Origin of the sequence: Pseudoalteromonas sp. 0303 (assembly GCF_013349995.1) — a bacterium.
GTDB lineage: Bacteria > Pseudomonadota > Gammaproteobacteria > Enterobacterales > Alteromonadaceae > Pseudoalteromonas.
Window position 1 is genome coordinate 1 of record NZ_JABVXF010000011.1, and the last position, 18,761, is coordinate 18,761.

Consider the following 18,761-nt stretch of genomic DNA (forward strand, 5'->3'; position numbering starts at 1 on the left):
GAAGCGTCAAAAAAGAAAAGTTAGCGGCTTAGGCTGCTATCTTGGAAGCTCGCGAGCTTTAGCTCCGAGTAGTTCACTTCATTTTATGTAACGGACAGAACAGTGCCGTTAGTTGCCAACATATAGACCAGCAATTTTAAAACCATTGGAATGATTAATCATGGATAATTTGATCGGGAAACAGGCAAAAACAGAGTTCGGGGTCGGAACATTACAACGGTATTTCGACTCATTAAAATGTTGGCACATTACTTACCCTGATGGTTCTATGGGATGGGTTACCAAAGCTCAATTTGAGCTTATTTAAACCATTGGGGTAGTTGTATGGCATTGGATAAAGAAATCGAAGAAGTAACAGCATACGAAGTAAAGTGTTTTGAATGTGAGTGTCCGTACTGTGAAGTAGCTGTTCGTGTGGCAGATGATGATGGTATTTCTGGTACCTCATTCAACCAAGAGTGTACGGATTGCGACAAAGAGTTCCTTGCACGATGCGCGTAAATTTGAAATCAGGCTTTTAAAATTTATTAACAGGGGGATATTTATGGCGGGATATGAACGTAAATTATTGGATGAAGACGATTTAACTAAGCTTTATGAGCTAACTAATCCAAAATTAAACCCTAAGCCAACACTACATACTGTTATAAGCTATCAATCAAATCAGTGGCAGATAGAAGATTCGCATCAACTGAGAGGCTACAGAGCCAGTAAAGGTTCATTAGCTATGAAGGTACGGAAGTACGAAGCAAAAAAAGCATGGCCAGATTCGTGTCAATTGGGGATTGGTGTTTTTGAGGACGATAAGTTAATCCATGTGTTGATAGCTAAAAACTTAGGTGTGAAGCCAGAGCGTCAGATAAAGGCTAGTTTACCACTGGATGATATCTTGGGTTCAATCGGCTTATCGAGAAAAGATGTTAAATGAGTCATGCTTAACGATATAGAAAAGGGATAATATGACAGTTCCATTGGTTTTAAGAGAAGTTAAACAAAAGCTAGCTGGTGTTGTTAGTGAAAGCTTCGAATGGCCTGAGATACCAAATGGTGGCAACTGGAGTTTATTGCTTACCCTGACGGTGAAGTGAATATGGATTTACTGCACCCTGTTTCTGGAGTGTTTTGGTCAGAAGATAATGGGTATTTTGAGCTTCCAATCATGAAGAATGGGAAATATATTACGGCAACTGTTTTGAAAGATGCAGGTATACCGTTTATGACCACATTTGGCCATGTAGTTGTCTCTGAAAAGAAAAAATCACCGCATTTAAAAAGTGTTTAATTGTATTAATTGAAGTGCTGGAATAACGGAGGCTGCTGGCCATGACTGAAATTAAAGTTACATACAGTATTGATGGATTTAGGCGTAATCTGGCGAGGGAGCTTAAAGAACTTAAGCGCGATATTGAGCATGAATTGTCAAAAAACAATATTGAATTCCCTGATGATATAAAAGAGAGATTTAATAATCTGGCTTGCATGTCAAACTCATTTAATTGTGTTTATGTGGACGGCTTAGATGACTTTGGCAATCTTTCTGATGATCCAGAAATCGAACTTTTTAACTGAGTTGGAAAAATTATGACTATACCTGATAGCCCTTATTTTAAAGTAAAGACTGAATTGGGGTTTACTCAGTTTGATGTAGATAGGATGCTCATTCGATATTCCAAAGGCAATTACCCAAAAGGGTTTACAAGCCATGCTTTTTCTCTTAATGATTGCATTGATGAAGATAAATTCGTTAATGAAAGGTTGGATGCAGCAATTAGTAACTTTGATAAACATAACCTTTTAAAAAAGTTAATTTTAATATTGGAAACAGAGCATGGCAATTAATCAGTCTCATATCATTGACTTGATACCTCAATTGATGAAAGACGAATACTTTCATCAATTACTAGCGTTGAGAACGCTTGCTGGTGTTGGTTGGGGCGTCAACTCCAAATTGTATCTATTAGTAGATGGCATTATAGAAATGCACAACGATTGTGAAGAGAGTGAATTTGTCATATTTGACGCAAAGAATATGACATATCAAAAGGCTACTCGATGCGACAATGGTTTTTTGAAAACAGCCTATAAAAATAAGCAAGGCGAGATAGTCTTAGAGTTTAATAATCGCGGTTACTAAATATTTGAAAACAGGAGAATAACTGAATCATGGCCAGGGCTACAGCAATTTACAATAATGGTGGTCAGCAAACGGAAAATAAATTGCAGAAGCGCTAAATAAATTACTCGAAAATATTAATAGCACTTTGTTTGGGGGTGGGTAAGCGCCTTTATAATCGCCATACCAAAAGTGCAAAACGTTTAGATAATCATAAATAAAGCAGGGGCTCAATGCGAATTCTGTCAGAAAATAAAACAACAGCACTAGCTGCATTTGTCTCAATTTTGACGCTGTTATTTGTTAGTAGTGCGTCAGATTTTGAACTTCATAAACATTGGTTTGTGCTTATCATGCTGTCTCCGCTTCTATTCATCGGTTCATTTGCGCTAATTGGCATGTGTCGAGGGTGGAAATAAGAACGGGAGTTCGTGATTACACCTGAGTTTTCATACATACTAAAGTCACTTAAATATAAAAATGGTCTAAGTTTGCATGTTCAAGATTAAAGTACTTACACCGGATGACAGCATAAAATTTTGGTATGTTAAAAGCATCAAAAGGGGAAACAAAAGCTTTGCTGGAACGACGGAAATTTTAGATGCGAGAAGCTATCGTAAGACTAATTCAGTTACATCGTTTCTAGATCATTTACTAAGAAATAATATTAATTATGTTCTTATAAATGCGGATGATTAAAAAGAGGTCATAAATGCTGATTATGAAAAAAGCATGCATAGCTCGAAATGCATTAATTACACTGGCACTATATTCGTCATTCAGCTCGGCGGATACAGAGTTACCAAACACTATTGAAAGTGAACTAAAGCAAGTTGTAGAAGAGATAAATAGAAGCAACCCGAAAGATGTCGATGAAAACACAACGTTGATGCTGGTGGAGCAGGACGGTGCTAAATTGACTTACATAATGCAATTGAACGGGAAGGTTGAAAACAGAGAGTTATTTAAAGAGCGAGCAAAGCAAGTCATAACAAGCAATCTATGCAAAAATGAATCGCATACGTACTTCAGCGAGAACAATGTAACAATAGAATATAAATACCTTGATTTCGAAGGCGTGCCGGTGGCACGCTTCAAGATTGATTTAGCTACTTGCTAGGAGATGTTAGCGTACAGTCAACAAGTGGTAGGTCTGGGTTTTTTAGCGTATCTGATGTTTCAAAGACCATTTTATCCCAATCCGTGCACCCATCTCGAAGCTTTAGTGGCCAAGGGGTTTTAAACTTATCAGAAAGCGCTTGAATAGTCTCTTTTTCTGATGTCCAGTCGCGATGTTTACCTTCGAGCACTGGCTCGGGTTTTCTATTTTTACCGAAGAGAAAGCCGCGCTTACAAATCATTGTGTATTTAATGTGTTCATGTACTGCATAATTAACGCCGTCGATGCAAACATATCGCTTTCCCTTTCCTGAATCCATTTTAAACCTCACTAGCAGTGTTTGAACGTAAAATGCCGCCAATTGGCAGAGTAAGATTTTTGATAAAAATGAAGTCTATATACATAGCGAGTCCTAGTTTCGAACAAAATAATAAGCGACAACATTATTCAGATAAACAACTTAATAACTGAATAAAGCATGAACAAGATTGATTTTACATGAGATAAATTAAAAGTAAAAAGAATTAAGAGTATTTTCTACAGTTTTGTGCTTTTTTAATACAAAAGAATTGTTTTCAGCCTCTTTTTTGAGCGTTAAACGCTTAAAGTGAGAGCAATTCTTAAAAAAAGCCACAAAACTGTGTTAATTATTGATTTTCGCTCTCACCTTTAATTTTTTCAGCATCACAGGCATCAGAAACACAGACTTTATCGAGCACAAACTCCAAGACAGGGCCTTTAAACTCGACTATCAAAAAGGCAACTGCGAGTGGACTAACCACAATTGCAATAATGTTTAGAATGCCCGTTAAAATCACGCCAAAAATTGCAGATACTAATGCAGATGCAAGGCCGAAACCCAGCAATAGTATGAATATGCCTTTGAGTGAAATTGATTTTTTCATATCGCCATATTCAAATGACACAACTGTACTATCTAGATTTTTTAACATAACGTTCTCCGTTTTAAAGATATAAAATATAAATAAAAACAAGGAAAGCTAAGAACAGCTTTCCAAATACCATAAATTCACCGGCTAGCAATTCTGAAATTGATTGACATAATGACGCGACAGTAAAGCCAATAAGAACGCGAGACTGAAACCCAGCCATTTCAGAGTAAACGCCAACACCTAACGTTATAACTGATAAGACAACAGCAATCGTTGCTACAAGTTGCAATATGTGAGCAAAGAGAAAGCGCTCAGAACCTAATAATTTATAATAGCCATACTTTGTAAAGTGCCAGCGCTTGTGTATTCCTGAGTCTATAAATAACTCTTTAATCTGCTCATTCTTCATGCTTCACCTCCCAGACCACTTATACGATAATCAACCCCTACAGCTTCCAAGTAACAGTTATAAAGACGCCGATTGTCACTTGAAAAAATGTTGGAGCGATTCACTTGCTTATAGAGCTCAAAGCCTATTTGCACTGCTGATAGTAGGTTACTCTCATAGACAAAGCGGGATGCTAAACCTGGGCGGAAATAGTCGACCTTTTCCATGGTGCCAGAATATGCATTTAAGCTTTTCGAGAGCTTTTTATCCCTTGGCAGGTGAAGAGTGAGCTTCTTACGAACGCGAGTCATGCCCACATAAAATAAACGCCGCTCAACTTCAATCTGATATGGATCAGTGCCGCAATCGGCGGAAGGGCACACACCTTCTTCGCAGTGAGCCATAATCACATAAGGCCATGCGAGCCCCTTACTTTTATGCAAAGTACAAAACTGAATCGCATTAGTATCAGTTGATTGTGTTGTTAACTCTTTTAATTCATTGATAATGCCAAGGACAACATCAATGTTGTCATCCAATGTGGCGTAGAACTCTAACAATAAACCAAGCTTTTTCAGTTCTATATGACCTTTTCTTTTTTTGTTAAAAAAAGACTCGAAACGCGCTTCTTTGAATAAACGCTGCAACAAATAGCCGGTTTCATTTTTTCTAGACTTTAAAACGATATTTACGGCTTTAATACGCCTTGTTATTGTGTCGAACTCATATTGCGATAGCACACCTGAATATGACTCAGTAAACGCCGATACAGATTTATCCGTATCTCCTAAGAAAATCATTTCAATTACATGAGACAGTTTTGAACCATCTACACCCCATAAAAATGAAACCAAGAACCTTTGTAGCGCGTGAGTTTTTTCAGCCTTGGAAGATCTTTGTGACAAAAGCACGAGCATATCGGTAAGAAACTGCGTGTTTGGTGAGTCAAGAATGGTTTTACTTTCCTTACTTATAAAATAAGGGAAACCCGATCGCAAAAGCGCAAGCTCAAGGGTAAAGGTGCTGCTATAACCGCGAATGAGTATTGCGATGTCGCTGTAAGTACCCCCATCAAGGAGAAACTGCTTTATATTATTAATTAGGTCGCTTTGCTCAATATCTGCATCCAAGTCATCATAATGAGCTATTGAAAAGTGAGTGTTCAGGTCGTTGCGACCAGAGATACAAATTTTCTCAATACGGTCGGTGTTGTTGTAAATAATATTGTTAGCAACAAGCGCAGCTGTATGGCCATACCGAAATGTTTTAGTTAGTTTAAACAGTTTTACATCATTAAAGTCACGGTCAATTTCATTTTTTAAGAAGCGGGGGCTTGCTCCGGTGAAATCATAAATAGTTTGGTCATCATCCCCTACTACATTAACACTGGCTCTTGAACCAGCTATTAATTTTACGAGGGCATGAGATGCCGCGTTAGCATCTTGATACTCATCAACCATCACAACGTCATATTTATTAATAAACCTACGCAATAGGTCGGGTTGTGATTTATGAAGCATAATAATGTCATAAATAAGGTCTGGGAAAAATTGAATTTGCTCCGCCTTTCTTTTGTTTTCACTTTGACGGTACGCTTCGACAAATGGGAATAGGTGTTCAGGGTAGTTAAATTGGCTAAATACAACTGCTGGCTCAAGTAGAGAAGATTTACACAGCTCATTAAATTTAGTGAACGATGCAACAGTAGTAGAACTATTTACTTGCATTTTTTTGTGTAAATGAACGGGTATAAATAGCGCTAAACACTCTTTATAGAATTGTTTGTACTTATAACTTTCTGGTGCGAATTTTTGAGGTGGGATCACCCCTGACTTTGCGAGTAAAAACCCAATCTTCTTTGCATAAGAGTGATAAGTTCTAACTTCAGGTAGATGCATGTATTCAAGCTGCTCTAAATCGTTTTTGAAATTTACAGCTGCTGAGTCGTTAAACATTACGACCAAGATTTTGTCGGCGTCTATACCTGACTGAAGTAAATGACCCACACGGTAAACGAGCACAGTTGATTTGCCCGAACCAGGTACCGCGATCACTTTTATATTCCATTTTACCGGTGCAAGCACTATAGAATTTTGTTCTTCAGCAAGTTGAAAGGCCATTTATGTGATTATTTCTTAAAATTTAAATATCTTGCTTGGAGTTAATATTGTTATGCTCATCCAATCAATAAATAAGTGAATATTTATAAAAAAATGCAAACATTTCAGCTTTACCACCTAAATCATAGCGACATTACGCATGTAGAATTAAAAAAACGTTTGCTTAGTAGTAATCGGCCGCTTGATGAAAGTATCGTCAAAACGTACTCAAATTCTCGTCAGCATGAATTACATATAAGAGATAACTTTTCTGAAGTTGATAAACATGATTTCCTAAAGGAAAAGTGCCATATAGCGAGAACACTATTAGATAAGGACGGCTATATTTATGTAGCAGATCTAAAAGCGAATAACGTTTTCGAAGTTATTACACGCACCAATTCTATCAATGGGTATTGGTTTATGAAGAAACTTAAAAATGTGGTGTTTAAGGCACTTTCTGAAAGGGACACTCGGAGTTATGACGTTATAACTTGCGATGAGGGAAGATTTCTTGTCAATGGAGTCGGCGTCATTGATATTGATAAAGAGGTGATTTTTAACGTCAACAATGAGCCTTAAGAAGTTTAAGGGGTAACACTAAACTATTTGGCGCTGACAAGTTGCCACTAAAGCAATATTGATTACACGGCCATTGGAGAAATAGTATGGAATTAGATGTTGATTTTACAAATTTACACTTAGCTGCTGCAAAAATGCGCGGTATTGAGCCCAATGCTGAGCAATTTATATGTTTTGCCCGTACAGTAATTGATGGAATGGACAAAGAACTAACCGCGTATCTAGAATTAAGTTTTAATCAAGTTGTAAGCGGCGAAAATGTTAAGGCCGGTAGCGATTTTAACCGGCTAATAAAAGACTACATCGCACAGGTTTGTCAATAATATATTAGAAGGTCTTGAATGAATAGCCATCAAAAAGAACACTGCGCAAGAGTTGCATCGCTTAATAAAGCTATCAAAGCTAAAGAGGAAAAAAATCCAGGCATGAAGAGCTTGAAGCAAGAGATAACCCAGTTAGAGTCACGCATTGTACATGCACAAGGTGCAGAGCGGGAACAACTAATGAAGCAAAAAAATCTGAAGGAAATTGAACTCAGATCCAAATAGCAACCTCAATGAATTTACTTGGCAAACTTAAGCCAAGATTAAATTAGAAACTTATATTTTTAGGATAAATTAATGTCAAACCACACCCGCCTTGAAACAAGTGATTTTATTTTTGATGGCGAAGACATATTAAGTAGTGATTCATCAGTGTCAGTAATAGACGGTGAAAAGTCTCGCGTAGTATCAAAAGGTGAATCAACTGTATTTTTTGGTATGGATAAATACATTGCCGCTTTTATGTTAAAACAGGGGATTAATGAAGTCGTGTTAACACAAAGCGATATGGATAAAGTCGAATCATTCTCTATTGATTGGAGTGATGATAAATCTAAGGTCACATTAAGTGCTAACAACTTACCATTGAAAGAAGGGAAAAACGTTGTCCCAATCATCGTCTATTCGCCAAATTACCCATTTGATAACGATGCTAATAAATATTGGGATTTCTACACACCTAAATTAGCAGGTAAAGGGCTTGTTTCTATTTTTCTTGTACCGGAAAGCATAGTTGGTGAGGACAAAATTGCTTTTGTAGATAAAACACTAAAAATGCATACTAGGCTATCTCAGAATGCCAAATTAGAGTATAAACCACTAAACGTAGACAAAGCGGAAAACAATCAAAATAAAATAACAGACCGCCCAGAAAACCGTGGCGTAATAAATAAGCTTTTAAACGTACTAGGTCGATAGAGCCTCACAGTTACTTCAATTAAGAGAATGTTCGACTAACGACATTCTCCATTTTCTAATTTCACAAATGCAGAAAATCTACTGATAAAACAATTACAAAGCAATTACAAAACAATCAATTAAAGCTTCTGGGTCTTTTTCTGAAGTGATTTATTCTAATGGTACCTTGAACCCATATACAGTTTCGATTGCTTTAAGGGGTTCCAATGTTAGTTGACAGTCAGGCGCGTAAAGACGCACTCAATTTAGAAAGTAAAATCATTAAAGCACCGGCAGGCTCTGGTAAGACGGGGTTGCTTACAAATTACTATCTTAAACTTTTAAGCGTTGTTTCTCACCCGCGAGAAATCCAAGCGATGACATTCACCAATAAAGCGGCTAGAGAAATGGCAGAGCGTATACTGCTGTCATTAAATCGCGCTAAGTCGGGCTTCAAACCAAACAATGACTTTGAAAAGGAAAATATCGAACTTGCGCATGCAGCATTAAAAAACTCTGCCAAAAGAGGATGGTGCATTGAAGAAAACATCAACATGCTTCAAATAAGCACAATAGACAGCTTCTGTAAGAAACTCTTAATGCACACTGCAGGTGAGCATGAAGGAACACTGGCCACTCGCAATGTAAGTAATGATCCGCATCTTTTATATAAAAAAGCGATCACAGAATTACTCTACCTCCATACTGACAGTAAATACGGGCCTCAAATCCGTAATCTTATTGCTCACTTTGGTAATAAAGTCAATCGCGTTGAAAAACTGCTTATAGAAATGCTTGAAACAAGAGAACGCTGGATTCCAGTGTTGTTCATGCAAAAAACTCAGGTTAGGGAAGCATTAGAGTCAAAGCGTGCAAGCTTCATTGTCAACACATCACAAGAGACTTTTAATACAGTTAAAGGTAATGAGCTCAGATTGCGCTCAGTATTTAGGTTGCTCAATAATTTAGGCTCTAACTTATCTGCTTTTTGTGAAAATGGGTTTGATTGTGATCTAATCCAGAACATAGACACCTTTAAAGCCATTTCAAAGGTATTGTTGACAGCAACTGGTGCACCGAAAAAACGCTTCACAAAAAATGATGGTATCCCCGCTGACCTATCAAAAACAGAGAAGGACGCATTAACATCTGAACTTAAGGCTGTTACCGAAATGTGTGGCGCTGAAATAGCTAAACTATCGGCATTGCCACGACCTGAGTTTAAGGAAACTGAATGGACATTACTAGAAGCAACATTCAATGTAATGCCCTTAGCTTTAGCTAAGCTTGCCTTAACTTTTAAACAAGCAGGGGAGGTTGATTTTACAGAAGTAGCTATGGGGGCAGTACGCGCCTTAAATTCGGAAAGCGGGGTAAGTACAGAGTCTGCTATCAATAAAAGCCAAACAATAAAACACATTTTAGTAGATGAGTTTCAAGACTCTAACGATACTCAGCTTGTGATGCTTGAACTATTAACTGAAAGCTGGTCAGAAAACGATGGCAATACATTATTCATCGTTGGTGACCCTATGCAATCGCTTTATGGGTTTCGTAATGCCAATGTAAATATATTTATGAAAGCGCAATACGGTATTGGTAATGTAGCGCTAAATAACCTACAGCTTGAAACAAACTTCCGTTCTTTTAATGGCGTTGTTGATTGGGTGAATGGGGTTTTTGAAACAGCGTTTCCACAGGACAATGACTTGCTAAATGCAGCATGTAAATACACTAAAAGCGAAGCGATTAAGCTTGGTACCAGTGAACAAAATTCAGTGGAAGTACATGGGTTTTTAGACGATGACGATGCAAAGGAAGAAGCAGCATTTATAGCAGAGCAAGTTAAGAATATTCATAGCAAAGAGCCTAATGCAACTATTGCTGTCCTTGGTCGTACGCGCTCGGTCCTTAAACCCGTCCTTGCTGAACTTGAAAATCAAAACCTCCATGCAAAGGCTGTAAATGTTAGCAAAATAAACAAAGAGCCACTGTGTATTACAGCAATAGCACTAGCACGAATCTTGATTGATGACCTCGATAAGCTTGCTTGGTTAACTGTTCTTAATAGTGGGCTGGTGGGCCTATCATTAAATGATATTGAAGCTATTTTTAAAATTGATGAAGATCCGTACCTAGCAGTTAATGATGATAAAGTGCATGATATTTTGACCGGTGCAACCTTAACTAGTTACTGCAACAGCATGAAGGAAATAAATGCTGCCTTGGATGCCAAAAGAAACAAAGATTTTGAACTTGTATTAGAAGGCCTTTGGCTAAAATTAAACGGTCCATCACTTGCTGAGACTTCCACTGATACAGATAACGTATCCATTTTTTTCGACGTATTTAAAGGAACACAAAGTTGTGATCTAAATTTAAGTTGGTTAGATAGACAATTAGACAACCTCTATGCGAAGCCGAAACCGCTAGCGAATAATAGCAGGCCGGTAGAACTAATGACGATTCATGGATCAAAAGGCTTGGAGTTTGATTATGTGTTTATCCCAGGTATGCATAAGCGCGGGCCAAATACGCCTAGTCGCCTATTTTCATGGGGCAAAGTAGAAGATAGAGATTTAGGCGTAATGGCCTGCAGTGAAGCTATCGGTATCAAAGGTGTCGATATCACTTACCACAACTACTTAAATAAGTTAAATGCTATTAAGGAACAACACGAACTTGTTAGGCTGATGTATGTAGCAGTTACTAGGGCTGTTAAACAAGCGTTTCTAACTGGAAAAGTTTCATGTAAAGATGATGAAATTAGCGCTCCGCCGAAAAATTCGTTGTTTTTCACCATCGGATCTACATTCTATTCAGAAGTGAACTTACACGATGCTGGAATGAGTAAAAGTAGCAGCACAGCTATACACCCAGTGAGAAAAGTCATTGATGCTCAACACAGTATGCACCTACCTCAAAGAAATACATTGGCAGCATATAGAGGGCAACAAAGAACACAATTACTACCAAATGGCATTGAATTTGAAAGTAAGCTTTTAAACTATGAGCAAGCTGTTATTCAACAAGTAATAGAGCAAATTGGTAAAGATGGAATTGATAATTGGAATAATAAAAGAGTCGATGAATACGCCATGGCAATTATGGCATCACTAAAGCAGTACTCGGTACCTAATTGCGATCTCATTCGTTCTGTAATTAACGTAAAGAATGAGATAAAAGAGTTGCTTACATGTGATATTTTCCGCTCATTAAATAGCAATCACGAACTTGATCATAACGAAGTTGCTATCACAATTCGAAAAAATCGAGAGCTTAAAAGTATCGTTATAGATAAAGCATTTATTAACAAAAATGGCATCGCTCACGTTGTTGATTGGGAAAGCTCAAAAAAGCCAGCCGGACAGGAATATGAAACTTACATCAACTCTCAGAAAGCAAAGCATAAGTTGAAATTAGAGCTTTATGGTAAAGCATATCGAGAGCTTTGTGGGGTAAATCAGGCATCCGGATATGTCTATTTCACTAAACGGAAGCACCTTGAGCTATGTGGGTAGAGCGCAATGCTCAGTGCTCTATTCATTAAATAAATAGTTCCGCGCAAAGTGATGTAAGTTGCAGGTGGTGAGAATATAGAACGGAGAGGTAATGTATGAAATGGTTAATTGGTAAGCGTATCGCAATCGTTGAACTTAATTCTATGGATGTAAATACAGCACTGGTGAAAGGGACTGTTGATAAAGTTAATGACATTGGGGTAAACGTGGCTCCTGATAAAGGCAGTGATGTTTCGTTTACTTGGGGTGCACTGAATAATTACAAAATCATTCAGCTTTCACAATAACTGGCGAAACGTGGTCATAGGCTATGCATGCTATTTGGCCTAATCATTAAAGCTGGGTAAGAGGTTGGTTGTGATGTGGGAAAGATAATGGGTGAACGAGTAGATTTAATTTTAACGTTAAATGAGGGCGCTTGAATAGAAAGCAGGTGAAACATGGTAATGATATTACTTTTGTTGTCCTTAATTCTAATATTGCTAATAGGGTTTTGGACAAAAAAGCACACGGCGCTAAAAGTTGTGCTAGGACTTCCTTTGCTGGCTGTAATAGTGCATTTATTTGTATTTATATTGTTGAGAGATTAATTACATGAAACAAAAAGAATATGTAAAAGGTAATAAGGCGTACGGGATTTTAGGTGACTTGAAACAACAGGCAAGCTTTTCTTTATCCGTTATAACAAGCTTAGAAAAATTATTTGCTCGTTCTATTACACATACTGATGTTGTGGCGAGCCCTGCTTTTGTTATTTATGACAGTAATGCGAATAATGAAATGGTAATGCTTGATGGTAAATTAATCACGCTAAATCCAATAGAGCAAGGTGCTATTGGTACGCTTCGCTCATCTACAACCAGGCGAATGCATCATATTTCTGAACCAATCATTGAAAATGCGCAAGAGATATTTTCCGCAGAGTTCTATGAGCATTTTTTTATCAAGTATGATTGGCGATTTGGTCCTATTTATAAGGACTTTGCAGCTGCAAGAGTAGCTGCTAGAGGTTAAATTGCTAAATATTCACTTTTTTAAAGAGCACTCTTAGACAGTGTGATAATTTTACAATAAAGGTAGTTGGGGATTTTGATGGATACTAATTTAGAAAAAGTAGCGGTAAAAACAGAGATTTTGAAACACATTGCTGAATCAAGCGCGGCATATTTTGCAATTAATGTGAATAGTGATAGCAAGCAAGTGATTGATTACTTAAAGGCAGAGCTTTCAGTAAATAATGTAAGAGTGGACGCAATCGAACAGTGTAAAACGCTGCCACGTTACTTTGCTGCAATAAGAGAGGAATTAAGTAGCCATGAAAATGTTGACCTTATGCTGGTTTCACATGATTTAGGCTGGCCGTTAATCGAGTTAAGCCATATGCAAATGGACAAAACAGGCGGCATTAGTGAGCAAGCTGCAATTTACGCAAGTGAAAATAAAGTGTTACACGGCAAACCGTTTTATGATGACGAGATACTTTAAGCACATATCAGCACTAGCCATAATGCTCACATCAATGCGCACGATGGCTGGTGGAGTATGTGATGAACTAAATGAATACATTACTACTCACAAAAGTGTACATTTTACTTGTCAAAATGAAACGGGTGCATACTTTGGCTATGACATTCGCGAACAACGGGCAATGTCAGCCGTCTACAATGTTTTAAAGACCCCCTATAGTGAATACATAAAAAGCCAAGGCGTCTATTCCGCTATACCTGACTTAGCTATATCGCAACAGACAGATCCTAGAACGTATTTGAGTCGCGAACTAGATATCGGTTATTTGGTAGCGCCATACTTATTGCTTAAGAGCAAAAACCAAGCATTGTCAGCATTTTCCTTAGCAAACTCGTTTCCAATTGACCAGGCAATCTGGCGAGGAGATTACAGCAATGCTTCGTTCAATTTAGATAAAGTTGAACGTGAAATGTTTTCAAAAAAAGGGGAAGTCGTCGCAATGTACGGGCTTATATCCCACCAAGGTGGTGATAGTCTTAGTCATGTATATAGAGTGTATTTTCAACCGCAATACCAGTTGTCTATTGCATTTTTACTGCCACTCTCAACGAGTATACAAACAAGCCCTCATAGCCTTATCACTTCAATTGATTGCATAGAGTCCTTGGCTAATGTGAATTTGCTGTCTTTTTTAGATGAAGAAACTCAAGCTGATATAGAAAATAAAAAAGCTTACAGCGTTGATGTATGGGCGCGTAAGGATGGTAATAGGGAAGTCGTAACATGCGAATAATACTACTCGTGTTGTTATTTTTGAGTGCATCAAGTAATGCAAACCTCTTTTTTAATACATTTGATGCAAATGATGTTGAGGTTCTAACACCATCTTCTCTTCGAGTAACGATTACTGAACGAAATGAAATTAGGAATGGTGTACTAACCGTTCGTATTGATGACGTAGATTTCGGCCTTTCTAAAAATGCAGACTGCATTAATTCAAGTACAAAAGACTGTAGCCGGTTAAATACGTTATTAAGTAACAGCTCAGTAAAAATTAACCTTCATAGCTATAACTACAAAGACGAAGTATACCATGGTGATATTTTTGTCGATGGTCAGAACTTAAGCTATTACATGATTAAAAATGGCTGGTATAAATTTGACTACAAACAATCTAGGAGTAAGCACTTGGTCCTTATGCAAAAAGAAGCGATGTGCAAAGGCTTAGGTATTTGGGCTATTTCATCACAAAAAATAGATGAGATGTGCAATTAATAAATAATAGATGAGGAAATGATGGATAACCTTAAAGCGTTATTTGTTGCATTTTTACTAGTTAAAAATGAGCAGTACCAGAATCAAATATACCTACTCAGTGGTGATAATAGAGTAAATGAAAAGCTTGTCATGAGTTACATCGAGCAAATAAAAGCTGATAGTGATTTTATGCTTATGGGGTTAGCAACAAGAATTACATTAACTAGAGGGGCTAAAGCTTCCTTAAGTGAGTTGCGTAACCAATTCAAAACCTTTATTGAGCACTTAGATACCACTCTGTTAGATGGTTTAATTGGGTGATTTATGAGTGATGGGTACTTCTTTGAATCGCCAGAGCCGACAGATAAGCATGTAAAGAACTATTTAGAGTTATTAGGCGCAATTATAAAAAATAATCGATTGAGCGAGTCTGATAAGCATATAGGTATGGAGTACTACATAGACAAAAAGCTTACTCCTTATTTTGGTAAATCCATAAGTAGAAAAACATTAGCTAAAGCTGAATCTGGAAGTGCCTCAGTAGCAATAGGGATTCATGCAGCTATTATAGATGATATGGGACTATGGCCTGAATTGCTTAAAACCTTGAGTTCAGGTCGCTATATAGATGCTCGGTATATAACATTGGTCATAGAGAGTTTAAAAGAAAAAGAAGTAGAGGATAAAAAGGAAAGGTTAGCTAAATTACATAAAGCATTTTTTAACGAGATTGGTATATGAGTACAGAATTAATCAACGTAACCAGGTGGGTAAACAAAGAGCAGCAATTTGTTGATGTTGGGAAATTGTTTAGGGATGACTCAAGAACCAATAGTAAACCACTCGTTGGGTTTAAGTATAATGACGATTATTTAGAACGATACCCGCCATTGATGCCTGGTAGTTTAGAGCAGGATAAAATCAAAACAGTGCTTTTAGGACGTACATCAGAACATTACTCGATACCGAATTATTTTAAACAGTTTTTGTGCAGTGAAAGAAATAAAAGCGTGATCAATGCACTAGACGCAAACTTTAATAATTATGACCAGTTTCAACAACTACAACACCTTACGAATTATAAAGGTTCATTTGGTGCGGTTCAGTTAAATTATGATAGCGAAACTCAGGCTAATAAGTTACCAAATATTGATACCGCAATAGATCTATTAGACAAAATTGAATCTGGTGAATACTCAAATTTAAATAGTCATGATTTAAACGCTATGTATCACCCTAATTCAGGAGCTCATGCTGTAAGCACATTCTTAGAAGTGGGGGATAATTATGTTCACTGCACTATAAGAAGTTGCGAGTCTGAACAAAAAATAAATGAGATGCTATTTGTTCAAAAAATGATGAAAGCAACGGGTATAGAACCCAATGTCGTTATAAAAATTATGAAAGAGGGTAGCCGCTGTTATGTGGGTCAATTAACAGGTGAGCAGGTAATTAATAAAAAAGAAGGCACTGCACTTTTATTTAACACAATACCAATTTCATCAATTATGGCAGAAGAAGGAGTGCTTACTCGAATTGAGGAAAACAGTTTTGCTGAAGTAAATAGAATGTACACAAAATCATTAAAAGGACAGGGTATTTCTGTTTTCAAGCGAGCTTTATTTACTCACCTTATGGGGCAAAAGGATCTGACAGATAGAACACTGAAAATCAAAGAACTTGGTAGTGGCGATTGGGTGATAGCGCCTCAAGAGGTTTACAATATCGACTTAAACCCTAACAGGCCATATAACATGCCAGTTTCAGATACTCTTTCAGCATATACTGATATTAAATTTAATGACGATTTTGTGAGTATGGCTGCACATAAGTTTAAATTGCCAGAGGTCGAAATTAAAAAAGTAATTGTAGATATAAGCGAAACGTTTCAGCATATTCATGAAAATGCTATTAGTTCTGGTATGACTGTAACAGAAATCACTCCACTTAAAAGGCATTTAGATAATACCGGACTTGCTGCATACGCAAAGAAGTTAATAAACAACGAACAATCTGATGAACACAGCCAGAAAGGGCCTGATTTATCATGAAATCAATTATCATAATCCTTTTTCTTTTAGTCTGCTCGTTCGCAATAGAAGCTGATGAATTACAAAAAGCTGCAGATGATGCCAAGATGGTGATGATGCAGAGAGAACTGGAACTAAAGCGATTAGGTAATCAATTTAAAAGTCTCAAAGTTCAAGTTCCTTTAAATCAAAAAGCTAAGCATGATTATATGAGCTTCGGAAATGAAACATTACATTGTGCATCGGGTTTATTCCCTTGGCCGTTAAAAGACCCTAATGTAGAAAGAAAGGACTGCGTCTATAAACTCAATATTGCTGATGACAAAGACATTAAAAAGCTTTATGCAACATTAGAGTTCATGAAGCGGGAAGGGTGGTCAATCGAAAAGCAGGAAGTTCATGAGCAACATATCATAAACGACACAAAAATACTCAATACGCAAAGAGTAAGGTTTACAAAAGTAACAAGCAACTAGAATATTAAACTTGACATTAAAAACACACTTAAAAACAGGTTTTAAGGTGTATTACTCACAGAAATTGTGGATAACTAAGTGTTGAAACCTTGATCAAAAAAAATTTAATGTTTTTGTCGAGGTTAAATTAACATACTGGCTGATACTGAATTGCAGAAGTTAGATACAGGGACAGAAAATGATTAAAATTAAAAACAATACTATTTTTCTTGCTATAGGTTTTGCACTGTTAGCAGGTTGTCAGTCGACACAAAGTCAGCTTGAAGCATCTAAAGGCATGGAGAGAAGTCCTTTACTCAACTATGCATATCCTTATGCTGATGAATTGATGGCGAGTCAAGAGCAGGCGCTTTTAGTTAAAGCAGATAAATTAAGAAACACTGAATTTGGAAAATTAGAAGGTGAAGAAATAGTAAGAGAGCTTGCTGATAAAGGTTTCCCTCATGCTGTTCTGTATCAACAAGCGCATATGACTCCAACACCTGATTCAGCAATGGGATGTATTTATAAAGCACAATTTAGTAAGAGTGGAGTAAAAAAGCCACTTTACAACCACTACGGCATTAACAAGTCTGATTCCATATTAATGCGCTATACGCTTGGCATTTATGCAAATGATTTTTGCCTAATAAAGAAAGTAATTCGAAAACAAGTGCCATATTCAAAAGCTTATATCCCTCCAATTGAAGGTATAGCACAAGGTGAGGGGGATCTTATTAATTTGGCGATGCAGATGGCACTCAGCACCACCATGATGGACTATGGTTTTGATCCGGCCACAAGAAAAGAGGGTTTTATCTTCACGCTACCTTATATTGCCAGCTCTAATATTGAAGTGGATTATCAAAGCATGGTGATTGCTGATATAAATATCTATGAGCAACTATTAATTTCATTAAAAACACACTTGGAAACTTTACCATGGGCCACTTCGTGGGAGTTTTATTTAAGGGAAGGGTTGTGTAAAGGGGATGGCCTGACTAAGCCATCGAGCTGCACTGCTAAAGAGCTCGCTACAATCAATGAAATTAAAGAGGAGCTTTTGTTTAGTGACATACTTGTTAGTGTCCCGCTAATATTAATGCATACTAAGCAGCCGGTGGAATATGTTGAGCAGAAAATAGCCCAGTTAGATGAGTTGGTTGAGATGGGGTATGATGACTATAAATTTAACCAGAAACTTGCAACATTAAAAGAGCAGTATAATAAATACAGAGCTATCCAATAAATTTAACAAGTTGCCCTCTATATGCATCTTATTGCTAATTTGAAATATTAAACTAGCATTGTTAATTAAATGCTACAAAATGGAGTTGAAGCAGTGGAACTCAAAATTATACCATCAATTCTTTTCTTAACCTTGGTAGGTTGTCATTCACCCTCTAATTAGCAAATTGGTGCTGATTCATCAAAGTCATTTACAATTAACAAAGCTGTGGCTAGTACAGTATTAACTCAGGAACAGGCCGATATGAAAAACCAGCAAACTTTAGAAGCTTCGATGTCAAAAGTTCTTAATTTTTTACTTACCGAGACTTTCGGGGTACGAGGAAAAATCGGAAAGGTGTAGTAGAGTAATACTCTCCCACAAAAGG

General features: G+C 37.1%; 28 protein-coding genes. 24 read left to right on the top strand and 4 right to left on the bottom strand.

Going from position 1 to position 18,761, the window contains the following annotated elements:
* Window positions 1-324 precede the first annotated feature (324 nt).
* From HUS62_RS09195 to HUS62_RS09230, 9 genes are all read left to right on the top strand, one after another.
* Complete coding sequence (locus tag HUS62_RS09195) at window positions 325-501, top strand: hypothetical protein (RefSeq protein ID WP_175079258.1); 177 nt, start codon at window positions 325-327, stop codon at window positions 499-501.
* A 43-nt stretch (window positions 502-544) separates the two neighbouring features.
* The gene (locus tag HUS62_RS09200; protein ID WP_175079259.1) at window positions 545-928 is read left to right on the top strand and encodes a hypothetical protein; all 384 of its coding nucleotides are present in this window, start codon (window positions 545-547) and stop codon (window positions 926-928) included.
* A 31-nt stretch (window positions 929-959) separates the two neighbouring features.
* A complete protein-coding gene (locus HUS62_RS23095; RefSeq protein WP_258536746.1) occupies window positions 960-1,088 on the top strand; it encodes a hypothetical protein in 129 nt (42 codons plus the stop codon).
* 2 nt (window positions 1,089-1,090) lie between these two features.
* On the top strand, window positions 1,091-1,282 hold the full coding sequence (locus HUS62_RS09205; protein WP_175079260.1) for a hypothetical protein: 192 nt from the start codon (window positions 1,091-1,093) through the stop codon (window positions 1,280-1,282).
* A gap of 41 nt (window positions 1,283-1,323) precedes the next feature.
* The gene (locus HUS62_RS09210; protein ID WP_175079261.1) at window positions 1,324-1,569 is read left to right on the top strand and encodes a hypothetical protein; all 246 of its coding nucleotides are present in this window, start codon (window positions 1,324-1,326) and stop codon (window positions 1,567-1,569) included.
* A 12-nt stretch (window positions 1,570-1,581) separates the two neighbouring features.
* Complete coding sequence (locus HUS62_RS09215) at window positions 1,582-1,839, top strand: hypothetical protein (protein ID WP_175079262.1); 258 nt, start codon at window positions 1,582-1,584, stop codon at window positions 1,837-1,839.
* On the top strand, window positions 1,829-2,134 hold the full coding sequence (locus HUS62_RS09220; RefSeq protein ID WP_175079263.1) for a hypothetical protein: 306 nt from the start codon (window positions 1,829-1,831) through the stop codon (window positions 2,132-2,134). Before HUS62_RS09215 ends, HUS62_RS09220 begins: the two co-directional genes overlap by 11 nt.
* 212 nt (window positions 2,135-2,346) lie before the next feature.
* The gene (locus HUS62_RS09225; protein WP_175079264.1) at window positions 2,347-2,532 is read left to right on the top strand and encodes a hypothetical protein; all 186 of its coding nucleotides are present in this window, start codon (window positions 2,347-2,349) and stop codon (window positions 2,530-2,532) included.
* Between the two features lie 293 nt (window positions 2,533-2,825).
* Window positions 2,826-3,233 carry a hypothetical protein gene (locus HUS62_RS09230; protein ID WP_175079265.1) on the top strand — a complete coding sequence of 136 codons (408 nt, stop codon included), beginning with the start codon at window positions 2,826-2,828 and terminating at the stop codon, window positions 3,231-3,233.
* On the opposite strand, the gene HUS62_RS09235 is transcribed toward HUS62_RS09230, so the two are convergent.
* The 4 genes from HUS62_RS09235 to HUS62_RS09250 all read right to left on the bottom strand — a co-directional run bounded on the left by HUS62_RS09235 (window position 3,223) and on the right by HUS62_RS09250 (window position 6,634).
* Window positions 3,223-3,552: a hypothetical protein gene (locus HUS62_RS09235; RefSeq protein WP_175079266.1), complete on the bottom strand. Its 330-nt coding sequence runs from the start codon at window positions 3,550-3,552 to the stop codon at window positions 3,223-3,225. The genes HUS62_RS09230 and HUS62_RS09235 overlap by 11 nt on opposite strands.
* Window positions 3,553-3,880: 328 nt before the next feature.
* Window positions 3,881-4,186: a hypothetical protein gene (locus tag HUS62_RS09240; protein ID WP_175079267.1), complete on the bottom strand. Its 306-nt coding sequence runs from the start codon at window positions 4,184-4,186 to the stop codon at window positions 3,881-3,883.
* 13 nt (window positions 4,187-4,199) lie between these two features.
* Window positions 4,200-4,535: a hypothetical protein gene (locus HUS62_RS09245; RefSeq protein ID WP_175079268.1), complete on the bottom strand. Its 336-nt coding sequence runs from the start codon at window positions 4,533-4,535 to the stop codon at window positions 4,200-4,202.
* Complete coding sequence (locus HUS62_RS09250; RefSeq protein ID WP_175079269.1) at window positions 4,532-6,634, bottom strand: ATP-dependent helicase; 2,103 nt, start codon at window positions 6,632-6,634, stop codon at window positions 4,532-4,534. The genes HUS62_RS09245 and HUS62_RS09250 overlap by 4 nt, the downstream gene beginning before the upstream one ends.
* A gap of 75 nt (window positions 6,635-6,709) precedes the next feature.
* Here HUS62_RS09250 and HUS62_RS09255 point away from each other — a divergent pair, with 75 nt between their 5' ends.
* The 15 genes from HUS62_RS09255 (at window position 6,710) to HUS62_RS09325 (ending at window position 18,394) form a co-directional block, all read left to right on the top strand.
* Entirely contained in the window at window positions 6,710-7,195 is a 486-nt protein-coding gene (locus tag HUS62_RS09255; RefSeq protein WP_175079270.1) for a hypothetical protein, read from the top strand.
* 86 nt (window positions 7,196-7,281) lie between these two features.
* Window positions 7,282-7,518 (top strand): hypothetical protein, encoded by a 237-nt coding sequence (locus HUS62_RS09260; RefSeq protein WP_175079271.1) that lies wholly within the window; start codon window positions 7,282-7,284, stop codon window positions 7,516-7,518.
* A gap of 18 nt (window positions 7,519-7,536) precedes the next feature.
* Window positions 7,537-7,743 (top strand): hypothetical protein, encoded by a 207-nt coding sequence (locus HUS62_RS09265; RefSeq protein WP_175079272.1) that lies wholly within the window; start codon window positions 7,537-7,539, stop codon window positions 7,741-7,743.
* A 72-nt stretch (window positions 7,744-7,815) separates the two neighbouring features.
* Window positions 7,816-8,436: a hypothetical protein gene (locus HUS62_RS09270; protein WP_175079273.1), complete on the top strand. Its 621-nt coding sequence runs from the start codon at window positions 7,816-7,818 to the stop codon at window positions 8,434-8,436.
* 206 nt (window positions 8,437-8,642) lie between these two features.
* Window positions 8,643-11,936 (top strand): exodeoxyribonuclease V subunit beta, encoded by a 3,294-nt coding sequence (locus tag HUS62_RS09275; RefSeq protein WP_175079274.1) that lies wholly within the window; start codon window positions 8,643-8,645, stop codon window positions 11,934-11,936.
* Window positions 11,937-12,031: 95 nt separating this feature from the next.
* Window positions 12,032-12,223: a hypothetical protein gene (locus HUS62_RS09280; protein WP_175079275.1), complete on the top strand. Its 192-nt coding sequence runs from the start codon at window positions 12,032-12,034 to the stop codon at window positions 12,221-12,223.
* Between the two features lie 307 nt (window positions 12,224-12,530).
* A complete protein-coding gene (locus HUS62_RS09285) occupies window positions 12,531-12,950 on the top strand; it encodes a hypothetical protein (RefSeq protein WP_175079276.1) in 420 nt (139 codons plus the stop codon).
* Between the two features lie 78 nt (window positions 12,951-13,028).
* The gene (locus HUS62_RS09290; protein WP_175079277.1) at window positions 13,029-13,421 is read left to right on the top strand and encodes a hypothetical protein; all 393 of its coding nucleotides are present in this window, start codon (window positions 13,029-13,031) and stop codon (window positions 13,419-13,421) included.
* 43 nt (window positions 13,422-13,464) lie between these two features.
* Window positions 13,465-14,196 carry a hypothetical protein gene (locus HUS62_RS09295; RefSeq protein WP_175079278.1) on the top strand — a complete coding sequence of 244 codons (732 nt, stop codon included), beginning with the start codon at window positions 13,465-13,467 and terminating at the stop codon, window positions 14,194-14,196.
* Complete coding sequence (locus tag HUS62_RS09300; RefSeq protein ID WP_175079279.1) at window positions 14,187-14,678, top strand: thermonuclease family protein; 492 nt, start codon at window positions 14,187-14,189, stop codon at window positions 14,676-14,678. The genes HUS62_RS09295 and HUS62_RS09300 overlap by 10 nt, the downstream gene beginning before the upstream one ends.
* A gap of 21 nt (window positions 14,679-14,699) precedes the next feature.
* Window positions 14,700-14,981 (top strand): hypothetical protein, encoded by a 282-nt coding sequence (locus tag HUS62_RS09305; RefSeq protein WP_175079280.1) that lies wholly within the window; start codon window positions 14,700-14,702, stop codon window positions 14,979-14,981.
* 3 nt (window positions 14,982-14,984) lie between these two features.
* Window positions 14,985-15,401 (top strand): hypothetical protein, encoded by a 417-nt coding sequence (locus HUS62_RS09310; RefSeq protein ID WP_175079281.1) that lies wholly within the window; start codon window positions 14,985-14,987, stop codon window positions 15,399-15,401.
* The gene (locus HUS62_RS09315) at window positions 15,398-16,711 is read left to right on the top strand and encodes a hypothetical protein (RefSeq protein WP_175079282.1); all 1,314 of its coding nucleotides are present in this window, start codon (window positions 15,398-15,400) and stop codon (window positions 16,709-16,711) included. Before HUS62_RS09310 ends, HUS62_RS09315 begins: the two co-directional genes overlap by 4 nt.
* Window positions 16,708-17,166, top strand: a complete 459-nt coding sequence (locus HUS62_RS09320; RefSeq protein WP_175079283.1) for a hypothetical protein — start codon at window positions 16,708-16,710, stop codon at window positions 17,164-17,166. Before HUS62_RS09315 ends, HUS62_RS09320 begins: the two co-directional genes overlap by 4 nt.
* A gap of 178 nt (window positions 17,167-17,344) precedes the next feature.
* A complete protein-coding gene (locus HUS62_RS09325; RefSeq protein ID WP_175079284.1) occupies window positions 17,345-18,394 on the top strand; it encodes a hypothetical protein in 1,050 nt (349 codons plus the stop codon).
* Window positions 18,395-18,761: the final 367 nt, after the last annotated feature.